This is a genomic window from Streptomyces sp. NPDC050856 (assembly GCF_040653855.1).
Taxonomy (GTDB): domain Bacteria; phylum Actinomycetota; class Actinomycetes; order Streptomycetales; family Streptomycetaceae; genus Streptomyces.
Map to the genome: position 1 here is coordinate 21,110 of NZ_JBFAGV010000007.1, position 20,072 is coordinate 41,181.

The 20,072-nt window shown below is 72.6% G+C and carries 18 protein-coding genes and 1 pseudogene; 8 read left to right on the plus strand and 11 right to left on the minus strand.

Annotated elements, in window-relative coordinates; genetic code table 11:
• Positions 1–30 precede the first annotated feature (30 nt).
• Both AB0H53_RS08980 and AB0H53_RS08985 read left to right on the plus strand, forming a co-directional pair.
• Entirely contained in the window at positions 31–183 is a 153-nt protein-coding gene (locus AB0H53_RS08980; RefSeq protein WP_362109093.1) for a hypothetical protein, read from the plus strand.
• A gap of 129 nt (positions 184–312) precedes the next feature.
• Positions 313–1,227, plus strand: coding sequence for a hypothetical protein (locus tag AB0H53_RS08985; RefSeq protein ID WP_362109095.1), 915 nt, complete (start codon positions 313–315; stop codon positions 1,225–1,227).
• Positions 1,228–1,854: 627 nt separating this feature from the next.
• On the opposite strand, the gene AB0H53_RS08990 is transcribed toward AB0H53_RS08985, so the two are convergent.
• Positions 1,855–2,430, minus strand: a complete 576-nt coding sequence (locus tag AB0H53_RS08990; protein WP_362109097.1) for a CGNR zinc finger domain-containing protein — start codon at positions 2,428–2,430, stop codon at positions 1,855–1,857.
• A 103-nt stretch (positions 2,431–2,533) separates the two neighbouring features.
• Between AB0H53_RS08990 and AB0H53_RS08995 the strand changes: the two genes are divergently transcribed.
• Complete coding sequence (locus tag AB0H53_RS08995) at positions 2,534–3,706, plus strand: epoxide hydrolase family protein (RefSeq protein WP_362109099.1); 1,173 nt, start codon at positions 2,534–2,536, stop codon at positions 3,704–3,706.
• 694 nt (positions 3,707–4,400) lie between these two features.
• On the opposite strand, the gene AB0H53_RS09000 is transcribed toward AB0H53_RS08995, so the two are convergent.
• The gene (locus AB0H53_RS09000; RefSeq protein WP_362109101.1) at positions 4,401–4,805 is read right to left on the minus strand and encodes a DUF5997 family protein; all 405 of its coding nucleotides are present in this window, start codon (positions 4,803–4,805) and stop codon (positions 4,401–4,403) included.
• A gap of 57 nt (positions 4,806–4,862) precedes the next feature.
• Between AB0H53_RS09000 and AB0H53_RS09005 the strand changes: the two genes are divergently transcribed.
• A complete protein-coding gene (locus tag AB0H53_RS09005) occupies positions 4,863–5,621 on the plus strand; it encodes a LysR substrate-binding domain-containing protein (protein ID WP_362109103.1) in 759 nt (252 codons plus the stop codon).
• 88 nt (positions 5,622–5,709) lie between these two features.
• Here AB0H53_RS09005 and AB0H53_RS09010 read toward each other — a convergent pair whose 3' ends face one another.
• From AB0H53_RS09010 to AB0H53_RS09020, 3 genes are all read right to left on the minus strand, one after another.
• Positions 5,710–6,858, minus strand: a complete 1,149-nt coding sequence (locus tag AB0H53_RS09010; RefSeq protein ID WP_362109105.1) for a methyltransferase — start codon at positions 6,856–6,858, stop codon at positions 5,710–5,712.
• 47 nt (positions 6,859–6,905) lie between these two features.
• Entirely contained in the window at positions 6,906–7,340 is a 435-nt protein-coding gene (locus AB0H53_RS09015; RefSeq protein WP_362109107.1) for a GNAT family N-acetyltransferase, read from the minus strand.
• 81 nt (positions 7,341–7,421) lie between these two features.
• Positions 7,422–8,858 (minus strand): PLP-dependent aminotransferase family protein, encoded by a 1,437-nt coding sequence (locus AB0H53_RS09020; RefSeq protein WP_362109109.1) that lies wholly within the window; start codon positions 8,856–8,858, stop codon positions 7,422–7,424.
• Between AB0H53_RS09020 and AB0H53_RS09025 the strand changes: the two are divergent.
• Both AB0H53_RS09025 and AB0H53_RS09030 read left to right on the plus strand, forming a co-directional pair.
• Positions 8,857–9,826, plus strand: a pseudogene (locus tag AB0H53_RS09025) (DMT family transporter). The gene AB0H53_RS09020 and the pseudogene AB0H53_RS09025 sit on opposite strands and share 2 nt — an antisense overlap.
• Positions 9,827–9,908: 82 nt before the next feature.
• Complete coding sequence (locus AB0H53_RS09030) at positions 9,909–10,103, plus strand: DUF1918 domain-containing protein (RefSeq protein ID WP_362109111.1); 195 nt, start codon at positions 9,909–9,911, stop codon at positions 10,101–10,103.
• Positions 10,104–10,112: 9 nt separating this feature from the next.
• On the opposite strand, the gene AB0H53_RS09035 is transcribed toward AB0H53_RS09030, so the two are convergent.
• Complete coding sequence (locus tag AB0H53_RS09035; protein ID WP_362109113.1) at positions 10,113–11,429, minus strand: family 10 glycosylhydrolase; 1,317 nt, start codon at positions 11,427–11,429, stop codon at positions 10,113–10,115.
• Positions 11,430–11,588: 159 nt separating this feature from the next.
• Here AB0H53_RS09035 and AB0H53_RS09040 point away from each other — a divergent pair, with 159 nt between their 5' ends.
• On the plus strand, positions 11,589–12,449 hold the full coding sequence (locus tag AB0H53_RS09040; RefSeq protein WP_362109115.1) for a 3-hydroxybutyryl-CoA dehydrogenase: 861 nt from the start codon (positions 11,589–11,591) through the stop codon (positions 12,447–12,449).
• Between the two features lie 179 nt (positions 12,450–12,628).
• Complete coding sequence (locus AB0H53_RS09045; RefSeq protein ID WP_362109117.1) at positions 12,629–12,886, plus strand: hypothetical protein; 258 nt, start codon at positions 12,629–12,631, stop codon at positions 12,884–12,886.
• 15 nt (positions 12,887–12,901) lie between these two features.
• On the opposite strand, the gene AB0H53_RS09050 is transcribed toward AB0H53_RS09045, so the two are convergent.
• The 5 genes from AB0H53_RS09050 to pheS form a co-directional block, all read right to left on the minus strand.
• Positions 12,902–13,432, minus strand: coding sequence for an NUDIX domain-containing protein (locus AB0H53_RS09050; RefSeq protein WP_362109119.1), 531 nt, complete (start codon positions 13,430–13,432; stop codon positions 12,902–12,904).
• 51 nt (positions 13,433–13,483) lie between these two features.
• Positions 13,484–14,824, minus strand: a complete 1,341-nt coding sequence (locus AB0H53_RS09055) for a transcriptional regulator (RefSeq protein ID WP_362109121.1) — start codon at positions 14,822–14,824, stop codon at positions 13,484–13,486.
• Between the two features lie 281 nt (positions 14,825–15,105).
• Positions 15,106–16,215 carry a PP2C family protein-serine/threonine phosphatase gene (locus AB0H53_RS09060; protein ID WP_362109123.1) on the minus strand — a complete coding sequence of 370 codons (1,110 nt, stop codon included), beginning with the start codon at positions 16,213–16,215 and terminating at the stop codon, positions 15,106–15,108.
• 158 nt (positions 16,216–16,373) lie between these two features.
• Positions 16,374–18,902, minus strand: coding sequence for a phenylalanine--tRNA ligase subunit beta (gene pheT, locus AB0H53_RS09065; protein WP_362109125.1), 2,529 nt, complete (start codon positions 18,900–18,902; stop codon positions 16,374–16,376).
• The gene (pheS, locus tag AB0H53_RS09070) at positions 18,902–20,041 is read right to left on the minus strand and encodes a phenylalanine--tRNA ligase subunit alpha (protein WP_362109127.1); all 1,140 of its coding nucleotides are present in this window, start codon (positions 20,039–20,041) and stop codon (positions 18,902–18,904) included. The genes pheT and pheS overlap by 1 nt, the downstream gene beginning before the upstream one ends.
• Positions 20,042–20,072 lie beyond the last annotated feature (31 nt).

Consider the following 20,072-nt stretch of genomic DNA (forward strand, 5'->3'; position numbering starts at 1 on the left):
AATTCACGCCGGAAGGCCACGACGTCAACGATGAGGACGTTACCTGCCCCTCCCCCGCCCAAGGGCGGGCACATCGTTCTCCTGGGTCGCTCCCTGTTCAACGTCAAGAGCAGCGGCTCCGGCCAGGATCTACGCTTCTTGGGGGTCCCGTCCGCCGTCGAGCACGACGAGGAAGAAGGCTGAGCCCTCAAGTCGGTCCGCGGCAGGCTTCGAGATCGTCTCACTGCCGCAAAGCATGGCCACCTAACGGTCCGCGCAGTCGAACCGAAACCCGTGTGCGGTGCGACAGGGCGGAGCTTTACCGTTTACTGGGTGACCGAAGACCAGTGGACGCCTCTGTCCGACCGTGATGCTCCTGCTGCCCGCGCCCTGCGGGACGGCGTTCCCGCCAGCCTCGAACTCCCGCTCAGGGAATGGATCCGCACCACCGCCGAGCGGTACACCGGTGCTGCCGAGCGGGCCGCCCTCCGAATCGACGTGGTCCTGTACGCCGAGGAAGGCGGGCATGAGGACGTCGGCACCGGCGAGCGCCTGGCCTACTGGACTCCCACCGAGAAGCTGCTGGACATTATCGACGCGCTGCTTGACCTGGCGCCCACCGGTGGATGGCAGAACACTCCGCTGACCGCAAGCCTTCCAACCTGGCAGGCCGCCCTCATAGCGGCGAACTCCCTGCCCGACTCGCAGTACCGCGTTCCGCTGCAGCGGCTCCTCAACGACGCTGGTTCGCTGTACACGATCCGAGCCGACGGGCGGGCCTTGGTGCGGCGTGTCGACTCGGCGGTGGCGGCAGTCACCGACGCGGCCGCCAAGACAGCGGACCAGCCCGAACGCGGTTCGGCCACCCGTCACCTGCGGCAGGCCCTCGGCGCCGCGTATGCCCTGCAGCCTGACCCCGTGAAGGCGTACAGCGAGGCGATCAAGGCGGTCGAGTCGGCCGCGCACGCCACCCTGCAGCCGAAGCACGCCAAGGCGACGCTGGGCACGATGCTCGGGGAGTTCCGCCAGGTGAAGGCCAAGCTCAGTGTGCCGATCGCTGGACAGTCCGGGACGGAGGGCCTGGCTGTGGTCGAGAGCATGATGGACCTGCTGTGGACAGGACAAACCAGCCGTCACGGCAACCTGCAGGAGACCCGGGACGAGACCGTGCAGGAGGCGTTCATGGCGGTGCACCTCGCCTCGACCTTGGTCCAACTGTTCGCGTCGGGTGCCGTGCAGCGCTCCTAACCCAGTGCGTCTTCGGTGAGTCGGCCAGAACACAGACACGGTGCCCTGACCGGCTCGCCATAGATGGTATGAGCCCTTCAACCCTCTGCAAGGACTACTCGCTGGCCTACCTGCCTAGCCGCCCCCTGCCCAGACACCTCTGCAGCGCAAACATACCGACGGCACCGCCCCGCCCGGCTCCTCCCCGACGGCAGGCGGAACGAGCAGATTCTTGGAAGCCGACGAAGGCAGAACGGACGCTAGTGGGACCAACGTCTCCCCACCAGCAGCGGGACCCAGCCTTACATCGAGGCCCGTCTGGGCCACCTAGAGGCCTTCCTTAGGGCCAACTACCCTTCCTTGCAACCTACCGACCTGGAACTCTCAGAGGCCTCTAGGCCACCTATCGGTCTTCGTCACAGACGCCGCGACCGAGAACTTCGGCCGGCGCAAGTCGCGGGAACGGCCCCCGCCGCCGGTCGCGTGACGCTGCCGTTGATGTACGGGAAAGGTGACAAGCGCGAGGAACCCGCCGGATACACGTCATCCGAACCACCCGGTCGCGGCGCACGACGGACATGACGCACCGCGGGACCGGCCGGGGCTCGGACGGCCGGTTGCGCGGTGTCGCGCACCACGAGGTAACGATCACTCCGCCGATCCGAGGGTTGCGCGCCGGTTGGCGGTGAAGCGCGCCTTCTTCTGACGATTTCCACACGTGTTCATGTCACACCACTTGCGAGTGCGGCTTTGACTGGTGTCCAAGAAGGCGGCCCGGCAGGTTGGCGAAGCACACAAGGCCAATCTTCCGTCTCGTTCACCTGCGATGATGCTGATCGCGTCGGCGGCGATCACGCCGAGGGCGTCTTCCACGCGGGTAGCCGAGCTGAGCCGCCATCGCCGCTCGCCCTCGGGAGTCAGTATCGCCACGGCCCGGCCCTGAGCACTGCGGCCGTTGATGACTTGGACGGCAGACGCAGGGAGAGCGGCCTGGATCGCGGCCGCTGTCGCGGCGGCGTGAATCGACTCCCTCAGCTCCCGAGCGAGGTCGAGCTGGGCTGTGGAGCAGGAGTCCACGGCGAGCCCGTTCACCGCCAGCCAGTCGATGAGTCGCTGCGGCGTGGGAATGCGCTCCACAGCGTTGCCATACCGCTCCGACAGAGTCCCCGTGAAGCTGGTCGCCAGCACGTCACCGAGGCGGAAGTCTGGAAAGGCAGCACACATGGAACCACCTTAGCCGGTTGCAGCGCGGCTCGAAGACCTGTTAGAACCGTCTTAGCCGGTTCGCGGTGGATCGTGGCCGGTTCCACGACGGCAAGGAGGTCTCATGCCCCGTCCGACCAGCGACGTGCAAGCCTTTGAAGCCCACGCGACCGACGCCGACCTCGACGATCTGCGCGCGCGACTGGCCGCGGCGCGACTACCGGAGACGGAGACGGTCCATCGCGCCGCGCCCGGCCCTCGCCGATGGGAACAGGGCGTTCCTCTCGCCGACCTCGTCGATGTCGTGCACTACTGGCGCACCGGGTACGACTGGCGGTCGTTCGAAGAGCGCCTCAATCGGATCGGCCAGTTCCGCACGACGATCGATGATCTGGGAATCCACTTCCTGCACCGCCGATCCGCGCGCGCGGATGCCACTCCTCTGATCTTGACGCACGGCTGGCCGGGCAGCATTGCCGAGTTCGTCGATGTAGTGGACGAACTGGCGGATCCCGCAGATGTCGACGCGCCGGCGTTCCACGTCGTGGTGCCCTCGCTGCCAGGCTTTGGTTACAGCGACAAGCCGGCCACCACTGGGTGGGGAACCGAGAAGGTCGCGGCCGCATGGGTGGAATTGATGGGAAGGCTCGGCTACAGCGAGTTCGCAGCCCACGGCGGCGACTGGGGAGGCGTGATCACCACGGTCCTCGGTGGCAGGTTCCCGGCGCGCGTTCTCGGTATCCACACAACGTTCGCTGAGGCACCGCCCGGACTGACAACGCACGGGCTGACGGCGGTCGAGCGCGAGTGGACCGAGGAAACCCGCGAATTCAGGCGCCACCGCACGGCGTACGCGAAGCAGCAGGCGACCCGACCGCAGACGATCGGCCACTCGCTCGTCGACTCACCGGTCGGGCTTCTCGCCTGGATCCTTGACAAGTTCGCCGAGTGGTCGGACACCGAGGACAGCCCGTTCGAGACGATTTCCATGGACCGCCTTCTTGACGACGTCACCCTGTACTGGCTGACGCGGACCGGCGCGTCGGCGGCCCGCATCTACTACGAGAGCCACAACTCGCTGGACCCCGAACTTCGGGTCGATGTCCCGGCGGCGATCAGTATGTACCCCCGCGACATCGAGAAGTGTCCGCGCCCCTGGGCGGAGGAGCGGTACCGACAGATCGTCCGATGGAGGTCGCCCGAAACAGGGGGACACTTCCCGTCGCTGGAGGTCCCCGAGTACTTCGTCAAGGATCTGCAGGAGGGCCTCGCGGCAGTGCTGGCCGCCAATCGGTGAACACGGCTCGGCCACCCGGCACTCGATGACCGCGTGGTCCGGCTCAAGGCGCTGCCCGACACCCGCCGGACCGGGCTCATCGCAACGGCGGAACGTGCCACGACCGTGATCCCCCGACTGAAACTCCCGGTCACAGTGCGCACCGGGCGGAGCGGTGCGGGTGCGGTCGAGTGGCGGCGGGACGGCCGCGCGCCCCCCTCACGCGCCGAGGCCGTACTCCCGTGACCAGGAGTACGGCCTCCAAGGCGCCGGGCGCCACGGTGTGCGGCTCGCTCACACCGGCAGACCCAGCCCCCGCAGCAGAGCCGCGACCTGCGGCACGACTCCGTTCGCCGTGCCGGTCACGATGCCGATCACGCTGTCGACCAAACCACCAACGATGGGCAGACCCACGACCGTACCTCCAGTTTCGTCGCCGGATGACGCTGGACGGGAGGCTATGCGTACGGGACGGGCAAGTCCGGGCAAGCCGGCCGTGAGTCCCCCGTGCACCTGTCGGCATCCGCTCGGACGGGCGAACCCGGCACCCCGGCGCCGACGGCTCCGGTGCCGGCCGGACCGCGGCCCGCCACTGTCCGGGGCGACGCTCGGCCGCCGCCGCCACCCGGATCGCTGTGCTCGCTCGGGCGGCGGGCGACTCGCGAGCCGTGTGTCCTCCACCGGCGCTCGGGAGGGCGCCGGGAGGACGGGGCGATCAGGAACGCGGCTGGGAGACCTGGCCGGCCTTCGCGGCCTTCTCCTCCTTGACGCGCGCCGCTTCCTTGCGGACCTCGGCCTGGGTGGCGCGCTCCTGCCGCAGCCAGCCGGGATTCTCCGCCTTCAGCGCCTCGATCTGCTCGGTGGTGAGGGCGTCCGTGACGCCGCCACGGGCGAGGCCCGAGATGGAGACGCCCAGTTTCGCCGCGACCACCGGCCGGGGGTGCGGGCCGTTGCGTCGCAGCTCCACCAGCCACTCGGGCGGCTCCGTCTGCAGCGCGCTCAGCTCGGCGCGTGAGACGACACCCTCGCGGAACTCGGCGGGGGTGGCTTCGAGGTACACACCCAGCTTCTTCGCCGCCGTGGCGGGCTTCATCGTCTGGGTGGTCTGGTGCGACGTCATGCGTCAAGGGTATCGAGCATGTGCGCGACCTCTGACCACGGCCGGTAAGCTGGCCCGGTGACAGGCTCGGAAGTACCCCCCTCGTTCCGGCTCGCGTACGTCCCCGGGGTGACGCCGAGCAAATGGGTGCGGATCTGGCACGAGCGGCTGCCGGACGTCCCGCTGACCCTGGTCGCGGTGACCGCCGCCGAAGCGCCCGACGTGCTGCGCGGCAGCGGCGCCGACGCCGGCCTCGTGCGGATGCCGGCCGACCGGACGGACCTCAGCGCGATCCCGCTCTACACCGAGACGACGGTGGTCGTTGTCCCGAAGGACCACGTCGTGGCGGCCGTCGAGGAGGTGTCCACCGAGGACCTCGCCGACGACATCGTGCTGCACCCCCTCGACGACATCCTCGAATGGGAGAGCCTGCCCGGCAAGCCCGCCAAGGAGCGGCCCGCCACCACGGCGGACGCCGTCGAACTGGTGGCGGCCGGGGTGGGCGTCCTGGTCGTCCCCCAGTCCCTCGCCCGCCTGCACCACCGCAAGGACCTCACGTACCGGCCGGTCGCGGACGCTCCGCAGTCGGCCGTCGCGCTGTCGTGGCCCGAGGAGGCGACCACCGATCTGGTGGAGCAGTTCATCGGGATCGTCCGCGGGCGCACCGTGAACAGCACACGGGGCCGCCCGGCGACCCCCGCTCAGCCCAAGCGCAAGCGCCCCGACGCGGGCGGCGCCCAGCGCAAGCCGGCGGCCGGCAAGGGTTCCCGGGGTGGCTCCGGCGGCCCCAAGGGCGGCAAGGGAGCCAAGCGCGGCAAGCCCCGCCGCCGGTCGTAGCCGGCCGGTCCTCGTCGCCCCGCCGCCGGTCCAGGGCCCGCCGCCCGTCGCGCCGGTGGCGGCACCGGGCGGCCGGTGGCCCCGGGTGTCACTTCTTGACGGCTCGCAGGACGACGAACTTGGGGTCGCTCGCGACCACCTCGCAGTTGCCGAAGAGGCGCCGCAGGGTCACGTGGTAGCCCAGGTGACGGTTGCCGACCACCCACAGCTCGCCGCCGCGCCGCAGTGCGCGGCGCGCCCCGGTGAACATCCGCCGGGCCGTCATGTCGGTGGTCGCCTGGTGGCTGTGGAAGGGCGGGTTGTTGAGGACCAGGTCGACGGACTCGGCCGGGACGTCCGTCAGGCCGTCGCCCACCAGGAACTCCGCCCTCGTCTCCGGTGCCGCGTTGGCCCGGAAGGTCTCCCGGGCGGAGGCCACCGCCTGGTAGGACTCGTCCACGAAGAGCAGCTCCGCGCCGGGGTCGGCCAGCGCCACGGCCAGACCCACCACGCCGTTGCCGCAGCCCAGGTCGACGACCCGGGCGTCGCCGAGCCCGCTGGGCAGGTGCCGGAGGAAGAAGCGCGTACCGATGTCGAGGCGGTCGGCGCAGAAGATCCCCGCGTGGTTGACGACGGTCCGGCCGGCCACGGTGGCGGCGTCCCCGGGCAGCGCGTAGCGGTGGGGCCAGGGGCTGGCGGTGCGCGGAAGAGCCGGGTCCGGTGTGCAGAGGATGAGCCGGGCCTTCTTCACGGCGAGCGAGGTGCGCGTGGGGCCGATGACGCGCTCGAAGAGCTTGAGCGTGGAGGTGTGGATCTCCTTGACCATCCCCGTCGCGACGACGACCGTGCCGGCGTGGACGGCGGGGGCCAGGCGGTGCAGCTGGTCCTCCAGGAGCGCCAGGCTCTTGGGCAGGCGCACCAGCAGCACATCGATCCGCTCGGGCGGCGTGTCCCTGGTGGTCAGCGACTGGACCGCGCTCTCGTCGACGCCGTTGCGGGCCAGGTTCGCCCGGGTCGCCCGGTGGGCGAGGTAGGAGTCGGTGATCTGTACGGGGCGGTACTCGGCCAGCGCGGTGACCAGGGCGCCCCACCGGTCCCCCACCACGGCGACGGTCCCGGGGAGCCCGGCGGGGTGCTCCTCCGCCAGGTGTCGCAGCAGGTACTCGTCGGCGGCGTCCCAGGCGCGCAGGGGGTCGCGCGGGTCCTCGGGATGGCGGGCGAGCCGGAGCTCGCCCCAGGGCGTGGTCAAACGGTTCATCGTGCCTTCAGGCTAGCCGGTGGTGGCGGTGGCCCCGGACCGCGGCGTCACGCCGGCCCGAGGTGCATCCAGTGCTCCGGGACGTCGAGGGGCGTGAACCCGGCCCTGGCGTACACCCCGTGGGCGTCCTGCGTGGCGAGTACGATCCGGCGCACCCCGTACGGGGCGAGGTGGTCGCGGACCGCCTCGACGAGGGCGGTGCCCAGGCCGTTGCCGCGGGCGCGCCGGTCGACGTAGACGTCGCAGAGCCAGGCGAAGGTGGCGTGGTCGGTGACGACCCGGGCGTAGGCGGCCAGCTCTCCCGAACCGGTCTCGTAGGCGCCGAAGTTGAGCGATCCGTCGATGGCCCGGTCCTGCTTCTCGCGGCTGCGGCCGAGCGCCCAGTACGCGTCGGTGGTCAGCCACTGGTGGACGCGGGCCCGGTCCAGGCGGGCGGGGTCGGTGGAGATCTCGTACGCGTCGAGGGCGGTGGTCCGGTTCATGGCCCAACGTTCGCAGAGGGCGTGCCCGTTGTCAGTGGCGGATGCCACGCTCCGTCCCGCCGGGACGGCGGACGGGGCCGGTCAGGCGGTGACTTCGTCGTGGGCGGCGCGCAACCGGCGCACCCCCTCGGCGATCTCCGCCGGGCCGGCGACGCCCGCGAAACCCAACCGCACGTGCCCGGCGGGTGGTTCGGCGCAGAAGTAGGGGCGGCCGGGGGCGACGGCGACACCCGCGCGCAGGGCGGCGGCGAGCAGGGCGGGCTCGTCGGTGGTGTCGGGCAGCCGCAACCAGAGGTGGTGGCCGCCGGAGGGGATGTGGGGCAGGGCCAGCGCGGGCAGGTGCAGGGCGAGCGCGGTGGTCATGGTGTCGCGCCGGGCTCTGAGCGCGGCCGACACCGCCCGGAGGTGCCGGCTCCAGGCGGGCGATCCGACCAGCTCCAGGGCGGCTTCCTGGAGGGGTCCGGGCACGAAGAAACTGTCGACCACCTGGATGGCGCGCAGCCGCTCCAGCACCGGACCGCGCGCGGCCAGCGCGCCCACCCGCAGGCTGGGCGAGGTGGCCTTGGTGAGCGAGCGGACATGGACGACGACGCCGTCCGGGTCGTCGGCGGCGAGCGGAGCGGGCAGCGGGGGCGCGTCCTCGTGGGCGAGGCTGCGCGCGAAGTCGTCCTCGACCACGAAGGCACCCGCCTCGCGGGCGATCCGGACGACCTCGTGCCGCCGCTCGCCGGCGAGGACCGCGCCGGTCGGGTTCTGGAACAGCGGCTGGGCGACGAAGACCCGGGCGCCGGTGGCGCGGAAGGCGGCGGCCAGGAGTTCGGGGCGTACGCCGTCGCGGTCGGCCGGGACGGGCACGGGGCGGAGTCCGGCGGCGCGGGCGACGGCCAGCATGCCCGGATAGGTGGGTGACTCGACCAGCACGGGGGCGCCCGGCGGGGCCAGCGCCCGCAGCGCGGTGGTGATCGCGGCCTGGCCGCCGGCGGTGACGAGCACGTCGGCGGCGCCGACCGTGCCGCCGATCTCGCGGGCGAACCAGTCGCGCAGTTCGGGCAGGCCGTCGACGGGGGGCCGGCCCCAGGCGCCGGGCCGCCGGCCGGCCCGGGCGAGGGCGGCGGCGAGGGCGCGTTCGGGTTGGAGGGAGGGGTGCAGGTAGCCACCGTTGAACTCGATGACTCCGGTCGGCGGGGCGGCCAGGGTGACCAGGACGCCGGACGCGTCGACGGAGCGGGGCACGGCGTCACCGGCGGAATCGGCGCTCAGGGACACCTCCTGCCAGGAGGTGTCCCCGGCCGGCGGGGTCGCGGCGCGGGGCCGGGCCCGGAAGGCGCCCGCACCGGGCCGGGTCACGACCAGGCCCTCGGCGGCGAGCCGGGCGAGCGCGCGGGAGACGGTCACCGGGGAGACCCGGTGGCGCTCCACCAGGGCACGGCTCGACGGCAGCTTCTCACCCGGGGAGTAGCGGTTGAGCTCCTGCTTCAGGACCTGCGCCAACTCGGCCACACTGCTACGCTCTTGCATGAAAGTACACGATAGCGCTACTCACTCCGGCCCGATAGCGGGCCACTCCCCCTCCCGCCCCGGCGGCGGCACGCTGCTCGCCGCACTGGGCGTCGTCGCCTTCTCGCTGACCTTCCCCTCCACCGTGTGGGGGCTGGAGAGCTTCGGCCCGTGGTCGCTGGTGGCGGTCCGCCGGCGTCCTGGCCGCGGTGCTCGCCGGGGGCTTCCTGCTGGCGCTGCGCGTCCCGCTTCCCGAGCGCCGCCACTGGGCCGGGCTGGCGGTGGTCGGCGGCGGTGTGGTGGTGGGCTTCCCGCTGCTCACCACGCTGGCGCTGCGGACCGCCACCACCTCGCACGCCGCGGTGGTGGTCGGGCTGCTCCCGCTGACGACCGCGGCCTTCGCCGCCGTGCGCACCGGGCGGCGCCCGCCCCGGCTGTTCTGGCTGGCGGCGCTCACCGGGGCGGCCGTGGTGATCGCGTTCACCCTGCTGGAGAGCGGCGGGGCGCTGTCGGGCGGCGACCTCTACCTGTTCGGCGCGCTGCTGGTGTGCGCCGCCGGTTACACCGAGGGCGGCCGGCTGGCCGGGGTGATGCCGGGCTGGCAGGTGATCGGCTGGGCGCTGATCCTCTGCCTCCCGCTCGCGGTGGCCGGCTCGGCGGTGGCGCTGGCCTTCGAGCCGGTGCGGCTCACCGCCCACGGAGTGCTCGGCCTGTTGTGGGTGGCGGCCGGGTCGACCTTCTTCGGGCTGTACGTCTGGTACCGGGGCATGGCGTCGATCGGTATCGCCCGGGCCAGCCAGCTCCAGCTCGCCCAGCCGATGCTCACCCTCCTGTGGTCGGTGTGCGTGCTCGGGGAGCCGCTGTCGGCCGCCGCGCCGGTCGCGGCCGGAGCGGTACTGGTGTGCATCGCGGTCACCCAGCGGACGGGCAGGCAGGAGGGCCGGCCGGGCGGGACCGACGGCCGGGCCGTCCACCGCCGGGCTATGTGACGCGACGCGGCACACCGGCGGACGTAGACTCCCCATACAGACCGACAAGAGGGATATAACCGGCACGAGGAGGTCACTCCCGATGCAAGCGACTGTGGGCGACACACTGCTGGTGCACGGCAGGCACGTCGGCCAGCACGACCGGACCGCCGAGGTCATCGAAGTGCTCGGGCCCGACGGCACACCCCCGTACCGCGTCCGGTTCAACGACGACGACCACGAGGCCGTGATGTCACCCGGCCCCGACACCGTGGTGCGGCACAAGGAAATGGGTTAGCTCCGCCCGCTAGCCCGGCGGGCGGACCGACGTCGGGTAGTGGTCGGCCACCACCTTGGCCATCGCCCCGATGCGGTCCGCCACCACCTCCTTGGCCGAGAAGAACACATGGCCGCCCACCCCGCCGTACTCCTCGGCGAGAGCGAGGTGGCGGGAGAGCTCCGCCGGGTCCTGCCAGGCGGCCGGCTGGGCGGGGTCGCCCGCCTTGTACAGCGCCTCCCCCACGTACAGGTCGACGTCCGTGCCCGCCACCACGCCGTCCCACCAGGGCACCAGCTTGGCGTAGTCGGCCGCGGCGAACCCGATGTGCCAGTACAGCTGCGGCGTGACGTAGTCGATCCAGCCCTCCTTGACCCACTTGCGGGTGTCCGCGTGCAGGTCGTCATAGGTCTCCACCCCGGCCCTGGTGTCCGAGCCGAGCGGGTCGGTGGCCGCGTTGCGCCAGACCCCGAACGGGCTGATCCCGAACCGCACGTCCTTCCCGGTCTCCTGGATGCGGCCGGCCATCCCGCTCACCAGCCGGTCGATGTTGTCCCGCCGCCAGGCGGCCTTGTCCGGGAACCCGGCACCGTGGGCCGCGTAGGTCCCGTCGTCGGCGAAGACCTGCCCGGCCACCGGGTACGGGTAGAAGTAGTCGTCGAAGTGGACGGCGTCGACCTCGTAGCGGCGTACCGCGTCGAGCATCGCGTCCTGCACGAAGTCCCGGACCTCCGGCAGTCCGGGGTCGTAGTACAGCTTTCCGCCGTAGGGCAGCACCCAGTCGGGATGCACCCTGGCCGGGTGCCCCTCGGCCAGCCGCGCGGGGTCGGTGTGGTTGGCGACGCGGTAGGGGTTGAACCAGGCGTGCAGTTCCAGACCGCGCCGGTGGGCCTCCGCCACGGCGGTGCCCAGCGGGTCCCAGCCGGGGTCCTTGCCCTGGACGCCGGTGAGGTACTGCGACCACGGCTCGTACGGCGAGGGCCACAGGGCGTCGGCGGTGGGCCGCACCTGGAAGATCACGGCGTTCAGCCGCCGCTTGACCGCGGTGTCCAGGTACGCCAGCAGTTCGGCGCGCTGCTCGGCCGCGGTCAGCCCGGGGCGCGAGGGCCAGTCGCGGTTGGCGACGGTCGCCAGCCACATCCCCCGGAACTCCTGGCCGGCCCTGCCCCTCCGGCGCCCCTTCCGGTTCCCCTGGCCCCGTCCGTGACCCCCTCCGCTCCCGCCCCGCGGCACCCCCGCCGCCGGGAGCGAGGACCCGCCCGCCGCGACCGCGTCCGCCGCGACCAGCAGCGACGCCAGCGCTCCTGCCGCCCCCGCCACCAGCCGCCTTCTACCGATGTGCCCCATTCGTCGCCCCTTACGTCGTGAGTTGTCCCGCCGTCCTCGCAGAGCATGCCCGCCCCGGGCCGCCATCCATCCGTGCGTACGGAGTAACGTCGGGGGGTCGAGGCGGGCGCCGGAATCACACGGGGGACCTGCCGCAGGAAGATCAGCGAAAGGCACGATGTGACCGACATCGAACGCGTCGGAGTGGTGGGCTGCGGCCAGATGGGCGCGGGCATCGCGGAGGTGTGTGCCCGCAGCGGCCTGGAGGTCAAGGTCGCCGAGACCACCGGCGAGGCCCTGGAGATCGGCCGTACCCGGCTGTACAACTCGCTGTCCAAGGCAGCCGAGCGCGGCAAGATCAGCGAGGCGGAGCGCGACGCGGCGCTGGCCCGGCTGAGCTTCACCACCGACCTCGGCGAATTCGCCGACCGGGACCTGGTCATCGAGGCGGTGGTCGAGAACGAGCAGGTCAAGACGGAGATCTTCCAGGTCCTCGACCAGGTCGTCACCCGCCCCGACGCCATCCTGGCGTCCAACACCTCCTCCATCCCGCTGGTGAAGCTGGCCGTGGCGACCTCGCGCCCCGACCAAGTCATCGGCATCCACTTCTTCAACCCCGCCCCGGTGCAGCAGCTCGTGGAGCTGATCCCGGCGCTGACCACTTCGGAGGGGACGATCAGCCGCTCCCAGGCCGTGGTCGAGAAGGTGCTGGGCAAGCACGCGATCCGGGCCCAGGACCGCTCCGGCTTCGTGGTGAACGCGCTGCTGATCCCGTACCTGCTCTCCGCGATCCGGATGTTCGAGTCGGGGATCGCCAGCCGCGAGGACATCGACAACGGCATGGAGATGGGCTGTGCCCACCCGATGGGCCCGCTCAAGCTCGCCGACCTGATCGGCCTGGACACGGTCGCCTCGGTCGCGGACTCGATGTACGCCGAGTACAAGGAGCCCCTGTACGCCGCTCCCCCGCTGCTCCAGCGGATGGTGGACGCGGGGCGGCTGGGCCGCAAGACCGGCTCCGGGTTCTACCCCTACTCCTGACGGGCTGCTCCCCCCTGCTCCGGGCGGGCGCCGCCGACGCGTGCCGGTGATTCGCACGGGGTGTGCGGAGCGTGTTCGCATATGCCCTGCGCACACGCTCCCCCGGCCCCACCAGGGGGAGTTGACTCGGACCCGCTCAGTGCAGGACCTGCACACCTTCCCCCCGGAGGAGCGGAACCGTGACCACCGAACCCGACCACTTAGCCGCCGTCGAGGAGCTCGCGGAACTGCGCCGCTGCCTCGACGTCGGCTTCGCCCGGATGGACGGGCAGCTCGCGCTGCTCGCCCAGCGGCACGGCCAGATCGACCGCGACCTGACCGACCTGGCCGCCCGGGTCTCCACCCTGGAGCACACCCGATGGCCCCTGCCCGCGGTGTCCGCGCTCACCGCGGCGGGAGCCCTGGCGACGGCCCTCTGGCAGGCACTCGGACGCTGACCGGCGGACCGGCTGTCAGCCCAGCCGCAGATGGTGCAGCATCAGCAGCCCGGCCGCCATGCCGGCGGCCGGGACCTCGCCCCGGGCGATCATGTCGGGCACCAGTTTCAGCGGCACCCATTCGCGGCGCGAGGACTCGAAGTCGTCCTGCGGGTGACCGATGTAGCTGGCGTCCGACGACCAGTACAGGTGGTGGCGGGCGTCGGTGAGGCCGTTGGACGGTTCGACGGTCAGCAGGTGCCGGAGCCGGCCGGGGCGCCAGCCCGTCTCCTCCTCCATCTCCCGGGCCGCCGCGGCCGCGATGTCCTCGCCGTCCTCGACCACGCCGGCGGCGAGCTCCCAGCCCCAGCTGTCCGTGATGAACCGGTGCCGCCACAGCATCAGCACCTCGTTCGCCTCGTTGACGGCCGTCGCCACCGCTACCGGCCGGAGCCGGATGAGGTAGTGGTCCAGATGCCGGCCGTCGGGGAGCACCACATCCGCGAGATTGACCTTGAACCAGCGGTTCTCATACACCGTCTGTTCGCTTAAGTTCGTCCACTGCACGTTTCTGCCACCTTTCGACACGTCGGTGGCAATATCGCAGCAGGCACGTCCTCACAGCGGAACGCGCAACGCCCCGGAGATGAGTTCGGCCGCCTGCGCCGCGTCACGGCACCCGCTCGCCACCAGCCGCTCGCGCACCGCGCGCAGCCGGTCCCGGAGCCGCTGCGACTCCATTCCCCGGGCCCGCTCCGCCATCTCGACCGCGGTACGGGCGGCCCGGTCGGTCTCGCCCTGGCACAGCTCGATCTCACTGAGCATGGCCAGCCGGTGCACCCGGCCCCGGTCGTGCGCCTCGGTCCGCACCGCGGCCGCCGCGTGCTCCCGGGCGGCGGGCAGGTCGCCCAGGCTCAGCAGGGCCTCGGCGACCTGCACATTGACCAGGCCGGGCTGTACGTAGCCGGTCTCGTCCGGCTCGTGCCCCGGCCGGATGTGCTCCGCCTCCGACTCCGCCCGCCGGATGCACCGCAGGGCACCCTGCCCGTCACCGAGGTGGGCGTACGCCTTGGCCTGCATCGCGTACAGGTCGGTGGCGAGCGCCGGGGTGATCTGCCGGCCCGCGGTGCGCAGCGCCGCCTCCGCGAACGCCACCGCCTGCCGGTACTCGCCCATGAACAGCGACTGGTTGACGAGCAGCGCGATCACATAGGCGCCCAGCCCCCGGTCCCCGCTGGCCTTGGCCAGCCGCAGCGCCTGGTGGAAGTAGCGCTGGGCCAGCCCGTGGGCGTCGGAGTCGTACGCGCAGATTCCCGCCACCGCCACCAGTCCGCCGGTCGCCCGGTGCAGCTGGCGGCCCAGTACGTCGTTGTAGGCCCCGCGCAGCAGCGGCGCGGTCTCGGCGTTGAGGAACCGCACGATCCGGGCCCGGGTGGCCACCCCGCCCGCCCTGCGGTACATGAACTCGTAGTGGGCGCGGGCGGCGCGCAGCATCTGGATGTCGGAGTGGCTGACGCGCGTCTGGCCGTCCCGCGAGACGTCGGCGTCCTCCGGGGGGTTCTCCCATTCCCAGACGGGCATCACCGCGGGCGTGCCGGTGACCGCCTGCGCGCCCAGTATGTGGGGCCGCCGCTGCTCGTCGGAGCGCCACAGCGCGGTGGCCCGCTCCACGAAGCCGGACAGCGGCGAACCGTGCGGCGCCACCGCCTCACCGGACACGCCGAGCCCGATGTCGTCGAGGGTGACCGGCCGGAGCAGCCGGGCGCTCAGCACCTCGCAGATGAGGTCGGGCACCCGGCCGCGCGGACGCTGCCCCTTCAACCAGCGCGCCACGGCGGTGTGTTCGTACCGCAGTGCCATACCTCGGGCCCGGCCCGCCTGGTTGACGTGGGCGGCCAGGCCGGCATGGGAGATCCCTGCCTCGTCGAGCAGGGCGTCGAGCAGGGTGTTGGGCTGCACGAGACGCCTCCGGTGGCTCGGTACGGCCCAGCGTAGTGGAGCGGCGTTCACACGGGGTGTGAACGCAGTGCCCGCGTCCGTGGCCCGTGTGCGCTGCCGCCGCCCGCCGGGCGCCGGTTGACTGAGCTCCCTCTCCCCGAGAGGCGTCCCCCACCGGGACGACCGGGCCGCCGGCTCCCCCTCGTACCGTGCGGCGGCCCGTACCACGCCGCCCGCACCGCCGGTCCGCCCGACCCCGACGGCGGGGCGGGCGGCGCCGCCCGCGCCTTCCGTACCAGCCGCTATCGGGAGGAAGGCGCGGGCCGGCACCGGCGCAGCCGCGGTCGGGCGGGCTGTGCCGGCACCCGGGAGCCGTCGCCGCGGTCGCCCCGGTCGTTGCGCAGCACCAGCAGCGCCACATCGTCGGTGACCCGGCCGCCGGTGTGCCGCAGCAGGGCCGAGTGCACCCGGTGGATCACCGCCTCCGGTGACGGCGGATCGCCCCGCGCGGCCTCGGCCAGCACCTCCACCAGCCCGAAGAACCGCCCCGTCGCGTCCCGGGCGTCCTCCGCCCCGTCCGTGTGCAGGAACAGCACCTCCCCCGGCTGCAGTCGCACGCACCGCCGTACCGGCAGCTCGGGCGGCAGCGGGAAGGCGCCCAGCGGCGGCAGCGGGTCACCGCAGGCGAGCGGCCTGGCACCGTGATGGAGCAGGTAGGGCCATGGGTGCCCGCAGTTGAGCGTCAGCACCGAGCCGTCCCGGCGGATCTCCAGCAGCAGGACGGTGACGAATTCCTCGGCCGACGCGCTGCCGGTCTCCCGGCCGCCCGGGGCCGGCGGGTCGTCGCGCGCCCGATCGCGCACATGGCGGCTCATCGCCCGGTCCAGCCGGCGCAGCACCCCGCCGAGCTCGGGCTCGTCGTGCGCGGCCTCCCGGAAGCTGCCCAGCACCGCGACGACCGCCCCGAGGGCGGCCAGCCCGTGGCCGCGCACATCGCCGATGATCACCCGTACGCCGTACGGGGTGAGGACCGCCTCGTAGAGGTCGCCGCCCACGGTCGCGCCCCGGGACGCGGAGAGCTGACCCGCCGCGATGGACAGGCCGTCCAGCCGGGGCGGCAGCGGGCGCAGCAGTACCTGCTGGGTCGCCCGCGCGATCTCGCGGGCCTGTCTGAGTTCCCGGACCAGACCGCGCCGGATGCCCAGGATCAGGCAGGTGCCGACGGTGAAGAAGACGGCGCTGGTGGCGATCCGGCCGGCCAGCCCCTCCTGCTCGGCCAGCGGGCAGGCCAGCTTCCAGGTGATGGCCGCCGCCCCCCACAGGGCGGGCAGCACCAGCGGGGCGAAGGAGAACCGGCAGGTCAGCGGGGGCAGCGGGGCGGAGCGACGGACCCCGGGTCTCGTACGGGTCATGCGGACCGCCCTTCGTCAGGCCCCTTACGCGGACGGGACGACTGAGTCGATCGTCCATGTCGGGACGGAAGGTCCACCAGACTTCTCACTCGAATGAGTGAGGGGGTGCCCGGTGGTCCGGGCACCCCCTCATCAGGGCTCTCCGCCGCGCCTGGGCGTCAGGCCCCGCGCAGCACCGCGCCGGTCCGCCCGGCGGCGAGCGCCACCGCGGCGTCCCGGGCCGCCGACGCCTCGTCGACGGTCAGCGTCCGGTCGGCGGCGCGGAACCGCAGGGCGTACGCCAGGGACTTGCGGCCCTCGCCGACCTGGTCACCGGTGAAGACGTCGAACAGCCGGATGGACTCCAGCAGTTCACCGGCGCCCTCGCGGAGCGCGGCCTCCACATCGGCGGCCGGCACGTCCTGGGCGACGACCAGGGCGACGTCCTGGGTGGCCACCGGGAAGGTGGAGATCCGCGGCGCGCGCACGGCACCGGCCGAGGCCTGCTCGACGGTGTCGAGGTCCAGCTCCATCGCGCAGGTACGGGCGGGCAGGTGCAGCGCCTTGACGACACGGGGGTGCAGCTCACCGGCGTATCCGACGACGTGCTCCCGGCCGTCGACGAGCACCGCCAGCTCGGCGCAGCGGCCCGGGTGCCACGGCCCGTACTGGCCGTTGCGCACGATCAGTTCCGTACCGGCCTCGCGGGCGACGGTCCGGGCGGCCTCGACCGCGTCGGCCCAGTCGGCCGGGCGGCCCCCGCCCCACCAGCCGGCCTGCTCGCGCGCCCCGGCGAGGACGACCGCGGCGTGCCGCGGCTGCTCGGGCAGGACGGCGTCGACGCCGGCGATCTCCTCGTCGGTCGGACGCCGGTCGACGGGCAGCCGCACCGCGACACCCCGCCGCTCGGCGGCCCGGAAGACCAGCCCGGTCTCGAACAGGGCCAGGTCGTGGCTGCCGCGCCCGTCGTTGCGGCGCAGCGCGCCGAGCAGGCCGGGCAGCAGCGCGGTGCGCAGTACGGGCTCTTCGTCGGAGAGCGGGTTGACCAGCCTGACGACCCGGCGGCGGACGTCGTCCGCCGGGATGTCGAGCTGGTCGAGGACCTGCTCGCTGATGAAGGGGTAGTTCAGCGCCTCGACGTAACCGGCTCCCGCCAGGGCGCGGCCCACCCGCCGGTGGGTGCGCTGGCGCTCGGTGAGGCCGCGGCCGGCCGGCGGCCTGGGCAGGGTGGAGGGCAGGTTCTCGTAGCCCTCCAGCCGGATGACCTCTTCGGCGAGGTCGTTGATCTCGCGCAGGTCGGGCCGCCAGGAGGGGACGGTGACGACCAGCTCGTCCTGCCCGTGGACGTCGCAGCCGACCTCCTGGAGGCGGCGGACGACGGTCTCCCGGCCGTAGGCGACGCCCGCCACCCGGTCGGGGTGGTCGGCGGCCATGGTGATGGTGTGCGGCGCGGACGGCGCGACGATCTCGGTGACACCGGCCTCGGCGGTGCCCCCCGCGAGCAGCACCAGCAGGTCGACGGTGCGCTGCGCGGCGGCGGCCGCGGCCTGCGGGTCGACACCGCGCTCGAAGCGCTTGGACGCCTCGGACGCCAGCTTGTGGCGGCGGGCGGTGCGGGCGATCGAGATCGCGTCGAAGTGCGCGGCCTCGATGACCACCTCGGTGGTGCCCCTGACCTCGCCCGTCTCCGGGTCGGTCAGCGCGTCGGCGATCTCGGTGTTGGCGCCGCCCATGACGCCCGCCAGGCCGATCGGCCCGCGGTTGTCGGTGATGACCAGGTCGGCCGGGTCCAGGACGCGCACCGTGCCGTCGAGGGTGGTGAGCTTCTCGCCGGGCTCGGCGCGGCGGACCCCGATGGGGCCGTCGAGCCGGGTGCGGTCGTAGGCGTGCAGCGGCTGGCCCAGTTCGAGCATCACGTAGTTGGTGACGTCGACGGCGAGCGAGACGGGGCGCATGCCCGCCTTCTGCAGGCGGCGCCGGAGCCAGATCGGGGAGCGGGCCTCCGGGTCGAGTCCGACGACGGTGCGCGCGGTGAAGCGGGAGCAGCCGATCGGGTCGGAGACCTTGACCAGGTAGCCGTACGAGTTGGGCGCGGGCACGTCCAGCAGCGCCGGGTCGCGCAGCGGCAGCCCGTAGGCGATGGCGACCTCGCGGGCCACACCGCGCATGGACAGGCAGTAGCCCCGGTCGGGCGTGACGGCGATGTCCAGGACCTCGTCGTACAGCTCCAGCAGCGCGGTGGCGTCGGTGCCGACCTCGTGCTCGGGCGGCAGGACGATGATGCCGCCGCTGCCGTCGTCGCCCATGCCGAGCTCGTCGCCGGAGCAGATCATGCCGCGGGAGAACCGGCCGTACGTCTTGCGCTCGGCGATCCGGAAGTCGCCGGGCAGCACGGCGCCGGGCAGGGCGACGACGACCTTGTCGCCCTCGGTGAAGTTCCGGGCGCCGCAGATGATCTCCTGCGGCTCGCCGGTCCCGTTGGCGCCGCCGACGTCGACGGTGCAGAAGCGGATGGGCTTCTTGAACTCGGTCAGCTCCTCGATGGTGAGGACCTTGCCCACCACCAGGGGCCCCGACAGGCCGGCGCCGATCCGCTCGACGGTCTCGACCTCCAGCCCGGCCGGGACGAGCTTGGCCTGTACGTCACGGCCGGTCTCCGTCGCCGGCAGGTCGACGTACTCCCGCAGCCACGAAAGCGGGACCCGCATCAGATCTCCATCCCGAACGGCCGGGTGAACCGGACGTCACCCTCGACCATGTCTCGCATGTCTTCGACGTTGTGGCGGAACATCAGCATCCGCTCGATGCCGAACCCGAAGGCGAACCCGCTGTACTTCTCCGGGTCGACGCCGCAGGCGGTGAGCACCTTGGGGTTGACCATGCCGCAGCCGCCGAGCTCGATCCAGCCCTCGCTGCCGCAGGTGCGGCAGGGCCGGTCCGGGTCGCCGACGGACTCGCCGCGACAGACGTAGCAGAGCATGTCCATCTCGGCGGACGGCTCGGTGAACGGGAAGAAGTTCGGGCGCAGCCGGGTCTTCATGTCCGAGCCGAAGAGCGCCTGGACCATGTGGTCCAGGGTGCCCTTGAGGTCGGCCATGGTCAGGCCCTCGTCGACGGCCAGCAGCTCGATCTGGTGGAAGACCGGGGTGTGCGTGGCGTCGAGCTCGTCCGTGCGGTACACCCGGCCGGGGCACACCACGTAGACGGGCGGCTCGCGGTCGATGAGCGTACGGGCCTGCACCGGGGAGGTGTGGGTGCGCAGCACGATGCCGGACTCGTCGCCGGAGGTGGCCTTCCCCTCGGGGGAGGTGCCCTCGACGAAGAAGGTGTCCTGCATCTGGCGCGCCGGGTGGTCCGGTACGAAGTTCAGGGCGTCGAAGTTGAACCACTCCGCCTCGACCTCGGGGCCCTCGGCCACCTCGTAGCCCATGGAGACGAAGACGTCCGCGACGCGCTCCATGAGGGTGGTCAGCGGGTGGCGGGCGCCGGCCGGGGTGCGGTCGTGCGGCAGGGTGACGTCCACCGCCTCCTCGACCAGCACTCGGGCGTCGCGCTCGGCCTCCAGCTCCGCCTGGCGGGCGGTCAGCGCCTTGGCCACGGCACCGCGGGCCTGGCCGACGCGCTTCCCGGCCTCGGCCTTGGCGTGCGGGGGCAGGGCGCCGATCTCCCGGTTGGCCAGCGCGAGCGGCGAGGTGCCGCCGGTGTGCGCGACCTTCGCGTGCGCGAGCTCGTCGAGGTCGCCCGCGGCGGCGAAGGCGGCGATCGCCTCGTCGCGCATGCGCTCGATCTCGTCCGGTTTCAGTGCCTCGACCTCAACAGGGTCGTACGACTTATTGGGTGCCGACATTTCTTCCCGTACTTCCGATGGGCTGGCTGGG